The sequence below is a fragment of the Streptomyces sp. NPDC097107 genome (genome assembly GCF_044762405.1).
Taxonomy (GTDB): domain Bacteria; phylum Actinomycetota; class Actinomycetes; order Streptomycetales; family Streptomycetaceae; genus Streptomyces; species Streptomyces thinghirensis.
In genome coordinates, this window is sequence record NZ_JBIWEF010000020.1 from 73,444 (window position 1) to 79,701 (window position 6,258).

Annotated in this window: 7 protein-coding genes; 2 read left to right on the plus strand and 5 right to left on the minus strand. The window is 71.2% G+C overall.

The annotated features are described in order from the left end of the window. Positions 1-13 precede the first annotated feature (13 nt). Positions 14-1,336: an Nramp family divalent metal transporter gene (locus ACIQ1J_RS33305; protein ID WP_403562798.1), complete on the plus strand. Its 1,323-nt coding sequence runs from the start codon at positions 14-16 to the stop codon at positions 1,334-1,336. Here ACIQ1J_RS33305 and ACIQ1J_RS33310 read toward each other — a convergent pair. The 4 genes from ACIQ1J_RS33310 to ACIQ1J_RS33325 form a co-directional block, all read right to left on the minus strand. Beyond that, positions 1,333-2,589: an MFS transporter gene (locus ACIQ1J_RS33310; protein WP_403562800.1), complete on the minus strand. Its 1,257-nt coding sequence runs from the start codon at positions 2,587-2,589 to the stop codon at positions 1,333-1,335. The genes ACIQ1J_RS33305 and ACIQ1J_RS33310 overlap by 4 nt on opposite strands. A gap of 47 nt (positions 2,590-2,636) precedes the next feature. Continuing rightward, positions 2,637-2,765, minus strand: coding sequence for a surface protein (locus tag ACIQ1J_RS33315; protein ID WP_403562802.1), 129 nt, complete (start codon positions 2,763-2,765; stop codon positions 2,637-2,639). A gap of 149 nt (positions 2,766-2,914) precedes the next feature. Next, the gene (locus tag ACIQ1J_RS33320) at positions 2,915-3,562 is read right to left on the minus strand and encodes a DsbA family protein (protein WP_403562804.1); all 648 of its coding nucleotides are present in this window, start codon (positions 3,560-3,562) and stop codon (positions 2,915-2,917) included. An 18-nt stretch (positions 3,563-3,580) separates the two neighbouring features. Then, the gene (locus tag ACIQ1J_RS33325) at positions 3,581-4,558 is read right to left on the minus strand and encodes an alpha/beta hydrolase (protein WP_403562806.1); all 978 of its coding nucleotides are present in this window, start codon (positions 4,556-4,558) and stop codon (positions 3,581-3,583) included. Between the two features lie 66 nt (positions 4,559-4,624). Between ACIQ1J_RS33325 and ACIQ1J_RS33330 the strand changes: the two genes are divergently transcribed. Continuing rightward, a complete protein-coding gene (locus ACIQ1J_RS33330) occupies positions 4,625-5,497 on the plus strand; it encodes a hypothetical protein (RefSeq protein ID WP_403562817.1) in 873 nt (290 codons plus the stop codon). A gap of 130 nt (positions 5,498-5,627) precedes the next feature. On the opposite strand, the gene ACIQ1J_RS33335 is transcribed toward ACIQ1J_RS33330, so the two are convergent. Next, the gene (locus ACIQ1J_RS33335) at positions 5,628-6,146 is read right to left on the minus strand and encodes a nuclear transport factor 2 family protein (protein WP_403562808.1); all 519 of its coding nucleotides are present in this window, start codon (positions 6,144-6,146) and stop codon (positions 5,628-5,630) included. Between the last annotated feature and the right edge of the window lie 112 nt (positions 6,147-6,258).

Here is a 6,258-nt window from a genome sequence, read left to right on the forward strand (position 1 = left end):
TTTGTTGGCCCGCATGGCGGACACCACGGGCAACACCAGCGACGCCGGGGCAGCACACGACCCCGACTCGGCACCTCGTAAATCCAGTTGGCGCTACATCGGCCCCGGCATCGTCGTCGCGGCGACCGGGGTCGGCGCCGGCGACCTCGTGGCCACCCTGATCGCGGGCAGCAACTTCGGCTACACCCTCCTGTGGGCGGCGGTCCTCGGCTGCCTGGTCAAGATCTCCCTGGCCGAGGCGGCGGGCCGCTGGCACCTCTCCACCGGCCGCACCCTCTTCGACGGCTGGGCCAGCCTCGGCCGCTGGACCACGTACTTCTTCGCGGTCTACGTCGTGATCTGGGGCTTTTCCTACGGCGCGGCGGCGATGTCGTCCAGCGCCCTGCCGCTGCAAGCCCTGTTCCCCGGCGTGATGGACCTCGAATGGTGGGGCGTGGCCTGCGGCGTGGTCGGCCTGGTCTTCGTCTGGTTCAACAAGTACGCCGTCTTCGAGAAGGTTATGACGGTCATGGTGGGCGTCATGTTCGTGGTGACGGTCTACCTGGCGATCCGGGTCACGCCCAACCTGGGGAACGCCTTCGCCGGCCTCCTCCCGGTCATCCCGGACGGCGAGGACTCCGTCCTCAACACCCTCGGCCTGATCGGCGGCGTCGGCGGCACGATCACGCTCGCCGCGTACGGCTACTGGGTCAACGCCAAGGGCTGGGCCGACACCGGCTGGATGAAGGTCATGCGGCTGGACAACCGGGTCGCTTACATCACGACCGGTGTCTTCGTCGTCGCCATGCTGTTCGTCGGCGCGGAGATGCTGCACGCCGCGAACATCGCGCTCTCCGGCGGCGGCAAGGGCCTGGTGCAGCTCGGCGACATCCTGGCGGACGAGTACGGCACGGCGACGTCCAAGTTCTTCCTGATCGGCTTCTTCGCCACGTCCTTCACCTCGCTCATCGGCGTGTGGCACGGCGTGAGCCTGATGTTCGCGGACTTCGTGGCCCGGCAGCGCGACAGGACGGCGGGCAAGGGCAAGGAGATCGCCTCCGGCGAGCACGAACGCTCCTGGCCCTTCCGCGCCTACCTGCTGTGGCTCACCTTCCCGCCCATCGTCCTGCTCTTCCAGGGCGAGCCCTTCCGCCTGGTCATCATCTACGGCGTCCTGGGCGCGGCCTTCATGCCCTTCCTGGCCCTCACCCTGGTCTGGCTCCTCAATTCCTCCCGCACACCGCGCGAGTGGCGCAGCGGCTGGCTGAGCAACACGATGCTCGCGGTCGCGGGCCTGCTGTTCCTGGTGCTGTGCCTGAAGGAGATCTGGGACCAGCCGTGGGGGGAGTTCTTCTAGAGGCCGGCCTTGGCGCCGGCGGCCGCCCCGGAGGTGTCCCCGGCCGGACGGCGCCGGCGCCGGTGCGCCCACAGGGCGAGCAGCCCCGCGGCCAGGGACACCACGCCCCCGGCGCACAGGCCGGCCCGCGCTCCCCAGTGGTCGCTGAGCCAGCCGGTCAGGAGGGCCCCCAGCGGGGTCGAGCCCTGGAGGGTCAGCGTGTAGAGGGCCATCACCCGGCCCCGGTAGCGCGGATCGGTGCCCAGCTGGACCCGGTGGTTGGCGGCCTGCGCGAAGTAGATCGTCGCGAAGCCCGTGGCGGCCAGCAGCACCAGCGCCGCGGCGAAGGTCGGGGCCAGCCCGGAAAGGGTCTCCAGCGCCCCGAAGGCGACGGCGGCCCCGATGACCAGGGCGGCGGACGGCCGGCTCCGCCGGCCGGTCGTGGCGAACGCGGCGATCAGCGAACCCGCGGCCAGCGCGCTGGCCAGCAGCCCGAACGAGGCGGAGTCCGCGTGGAAGACGGTCTTCGCCATCAGCGGCAGCGTCAGCTGGAAGTTGAAGCCGAACATGCCGATCACGCCCACGAGCGCCAAGGGCAGCATCAGGTCCGAACGGCCGCGCAGATACCGCAGACCGTCCAGGACGCCGGAGCGGCCGGGGCGTTCGGCGGGCCGCACCAGTTCGGCCGGGTTCATCAGCAGCAGGGCGTACACGCTGGCGAGATAGCTGACCGCGTTGAGCGCGATCACCGGCCCGGCGTCGAACCGGCTGATCAGCAGGCCGGCGAGGGCGGGCCCGACGACCCGCGCGGCGTTGAAGTACGCGGCGCTCAACGCCGAGGCGTTGGGCAGCAGAGCCGCGCCGACCATCTCGCTGACGAACGCCATCCGGGCAGGCGCCTCCACCGCGTTCACGGTGCCCAGCGCGGCAGCGAACACCCAGATGTGCCACAGCCGCAGCCCGCCGGTGAAGGTCAGCACGGCCAGCAGGAGGGCCAGTACACCCGCGGCGAGGTTGGCCGCCACCAGCAGCCGGCGCTTGTCGTGCCGGTCGGCGAGCCGGCCGCCGTACAGCGTGAGCAGGAGCATCGGCGTGAACTGGAGCGCCGTCACCAGGCCCAGCGCGGTGGCCGAGTCGCCGGACAGGGAGAGCACCAGCCAGTCCTGGGCGATGAACATCATCCAGGTGCAGGTGACGGACAGCAGCTGTCCGGCCGCGAAGAGCCGGAAGTTGCGTACGGTCAGGGCCTCGAACATCCGTCTCAGCGTGCTCACTTCCCGGCTCCTCGGGCTCTGGTGCTGCCGCGTGCGTCCACGCGCCGTCAGTCGATGCCGCGGACGATGTGCGCGTCGGCGCTCTCCTCGTCGTCCTCACCGGCGAGCAGGACCGGAGGTGCCATGGCGATCTCGGCAAGGTGTACGGCGCCGGGGCCGATCGGTGCGGGATCCACGGGGAACGACCTTTCGTCTCTCTCGCGGGCGGTAACGGGTGGTAACGAGTTGTAACGCACGGTAACGCTTGGTGACGGGTGGGGACGGGCGGGAAACGGAAAGCGGGTGTGCCCGGTGCGAACCGGGCACACCCGCAAGGGCCACGGCGTCAGCCGCGTACGGGAGCCGGGGGCGTGCGGAGGGCCTTGAGGTAGGTGTCCTCCGGCTGCGCACCGGACAGGGTGGGCCCCTCCTTGAAGAAGAGCAGCGGCACCGAGGTCACACCGAGCCGGCGCATGCTGTTGATCTCCTCGCGCACCGCCGCACCGTCACCGGCACCGCCGTCCTTGGCCGGTTCGACACCGACCTCGGCCGCGAGCCGGTCGAGCGTGCCGGGGTCACCGATGTTCAGCCCGTCCGTCATGTAGGCGCGGAACAGACGCTCGGCCATGGCCTCACCCGACCCCTGGGCAGCGGCGGCGGCGAGCAGCCGGTGCGCGTCGAAGGTGTTGGTGTGGATGGCGCGCTCGAAGTCGATGTCCAGTCCGTCCTCGGCACCGAACGACTTGTCCGCCGTGATCGCACGGGCCGTCTCCTCCCCGAAGGCCGCCTTGTGGACCTCGAACAGCGGCCGCCCGGTGGCAGGCGCCTCCGGAGCGATCAGGAAGGGACGGAACACGACCTCCAGCTCCCCTCCCGACTCCCGGAAGCGCCGGGCCGCCCGGGTGAAGCGGGTGAACGCGAGATACGAGTGGACGCAGATGAGGTCGAGCACGAACTCGACGGTGCGGGGGGCTTGGGCGGTGTTGGCTTCCATGGTCTCGACTCTCCGACCTCAACCAAGGTTGAAGTCAAGCTGTTGGGGGGTCATTTGTCTCGGACTTCCTTCGCGGGGCCGGATGGGCGGCGTGCCCGCCGCGTCCCTGGCCAGGAGACACTCCTCCAGGAACGCCAGCGCCCGCAGGTGGTACGTACGGGCCGCCCAGCCCAGGCTGATGTTGTGCCCGGCATGGGGCTGCCGGGCGACCGTCACCCGCCGCGTGGCCAGCCGGCCCGTCATTTCCGCCACTGCCTCGTCGTCGTGGCACCACCACCGCTCCTGCTCGGCGAAGGTGAGCCGGACCGGCAGGTGCACCCTGGCGGCGATGGACGGGTACATACCGGGCCACCGCGGCAGCTCCTCGGCCTCCAGCCGTGGTACCGGCACGACCAGCGCCCGGCCCAGCGCGAAGGCGCCCGGCGGGTAGAGCCGCAACGCTCCCCAGTGCCGGCGCCAGTCCCCGGGCACGCCCGCGCCGGGCAGCTGCGGCAGGTCGACGGCGTACCGGGTGCCGAGGCCGGAGACGTCCAGCCCGAGGAAGCCGGTGCCGCCGTCCCGGGCCACGGTGCTGAACGCCAGCTTCCCCCCGTTCGAGTGGGCCACGAGGAAGAATCCGGCGCCCACCTCGTGGTCGCGGGCGAAGGACGCGAGGGCGGCGTGCAGGGTGTCGGCCTGGTCGGAGAGCGACTGTCCCTCGGGCAGCCGCTCGGCGGACAGACCGTAACCCGGCCGGTCCAGGGCCAGCACGGTGTATCCGTGCCGGGCGCCCAGTTCCAGCAGGGACAGTCCGGGGCGCGCCCGGCTGTCGAAGTATCCGGCACGCATGCCGCCGCCGTGCACGGCGACCACCACGGCCCGGGGCACGGGCGGGTCCGGCTCGGCCAGCAAACCGGACAGCGTGATGCCGTTCGCTTCCACGACGATCTCGCGGACGTGGTCCGACGTCGTGCCCGCGACCGGGTCCGTCCGGTCTGACTGTCTTCGGACGTTCATTTCAGCTTTCTTCAACAGGATCCTTCCCTCCCATGACGTGCCGCTCAGTAGCGTCCACGCATGGACATGACCTCACCGCCCGACGACGCCGGACCGCGTTGCCTGGACGCGCTCAACTCGGTGCACGCGACCGTCTACTTCGCCCCCGACCTCGGGGCGGAACTGGCCGCGTACGGCGTCGAGGACCCGATCGCCGTCTATCTGGCGTGCCGGGCCGCTCCCTGGGGTGCGGTGGGGGCGGGGCCGGTCACCGCCTCGTTCAACGGGCTCAAGCACGAGCTGATCGCACGTCACCTCCCGGCTCTCTGGCGACGGGTCGATCCCGTCACAGTGCTGGACCTGCGCCTGAGCGCCGTCGACGCGTTGCTGCGCCGGTGCCTGGGCGACGAGGCCGTCGCGTCCGCCGAGATGGCGGAGGCCGCGGAGCTCGCCCTCCGGGCCGGCGAGGCGTGCGGGCGCCGCGGCCGCCCGATGTACTCGGCCCACGCCGACCACCCCGTACCGGACGAGCCGCACCTGGCGCTGTGGCACGCCGCCACCCTGCTGCGGGAGTACCGCGGGGACGGCCATGTCGCCGCGCTCACGACCGCCGGACTCCTCGGCCTGGACGCCCTCGTCTCGCACACCGCGAGCAGCGACGGCCTGCCGAAGGAGTTCGTCATGGCCCGCCACGGTTGGACCGAGGAGGACTGGACCGGCGCCGAGGAGCGGCTGCGCGCCCGGGGACTGATGGACGGCCGCGGTCGCCTCACCGGCGAGGGCGTGCGCCTGCGGCAGGACCTGGAGGCCGAGACCGACAGACTGGACCGGGCCCCGTACGAGCACCTGGGTGCCGCAGGGGTCGCGCGCCTCACGGAACTCGCCGGCGCGTTCACCGCGACGGCCGCGGCCGCAGGGGCCTTCGAGGGCGTGCCGTCGCAGACCACCGCCTCGGTCTGACCACGAGCAGGCACCGTGTGAAGCGCCGCCGGACGAGCCGGCGGATCGGGACAGCGCCGTTCATCCGTCTCCCTTCCCTCGTCTTTCCCCGTCTTCCCTCGCTGCTTTCCCTGGCCGCGGAACTTCCGACTCAGAACGGGAGGCCGGCCATCGACGGCAGCCGCCTGCCGATGGCCGACACGACGTGGAACGACACGTCGTCGAACTGCCAGCCGACGCGGGTACGCACGGCGTGGACGTCGTAGTACCCGCTGACGACGAAGGGGTCCTCACCCGCCTCCCCCGCCTCCCCCGCTTCGCGCTCGGGAAGGTGCAGATGCGTCGCCACCTGGTGGGCCCGCAGCCGGGCCTGGTCACCGTCCAGCTCCACGAGGTGGTTCGCGCACAAGTGGTGGGTCCGCGCCCAGCGGGCCTTCGCCGCCCGCTGGAACTCCGCGAAACCCTCCACGCCCTTGTGGACACCGATGGGGAAGCTGAACCGCACGTCCTGAGTGAAGACGGTCCGGTACCAGGCGTCGTCGAACTCCGCATCGTCGGCGCGGTCGAGGGCGACGATGTACCGGTCGAAGAGGTCCTTGATCTCCAGGCGGTCGGTGAGCACCCTCAGCTGGGCGCGCAGTGACGCGACCTGGTCAGCGGTCGAAGACATGGTGTGCTCCTGTGACGGTCCAGGTGTCGTTGCCGGTGAGGAGGGTGGCGAGGTCGCCTTTGCCGTTGTGTTCGATGGCGGTGTCGAGCTGGTCGGTCATGAGGGTGTCGTA

Excerpts from the sequence above, each read along its gene's own strand:
- ACIQ1J_RS33305 (WP_403562798.1), top strand. The coding sequence starts at position 14 with ATGGCGGACACCACGGGCAACACCAGCGACGCCGGGGCAGCACACGAC.
- ACIQ1J_RS33320 (WP_403562804.1), bottom strand. The coding sequence starts at position 3,562 with ATGGAAGCCAACACCGCCCAAGCCCCCCGCACCGTCGAGTTCGTGCTC.
- ACIQ1J_RS33325 (WP_403562806.1), bottom strand. The coding sequence starts at position 4,558 with ATGAACGTCCGAAGACAGTCAGACCGGACGGACCCGGTCGCGGGCACG.
- ACIQ1J_RS33330 (WP_403562817.1), top strand. The coding sequence starts at position 4,625 with ATGACCTCACCGCCCGACGACGCCGGACCGCGTTGCCTGGACGCGCTC.
- ACIQ1J_RS33335 (WP_403562808.1), bottom strand. The coding sequence starts at position 6,146 with ATGTCTTCGACCGCTGACCAGGTCGCGTCACTGCGCGCCCAGCTGAGG.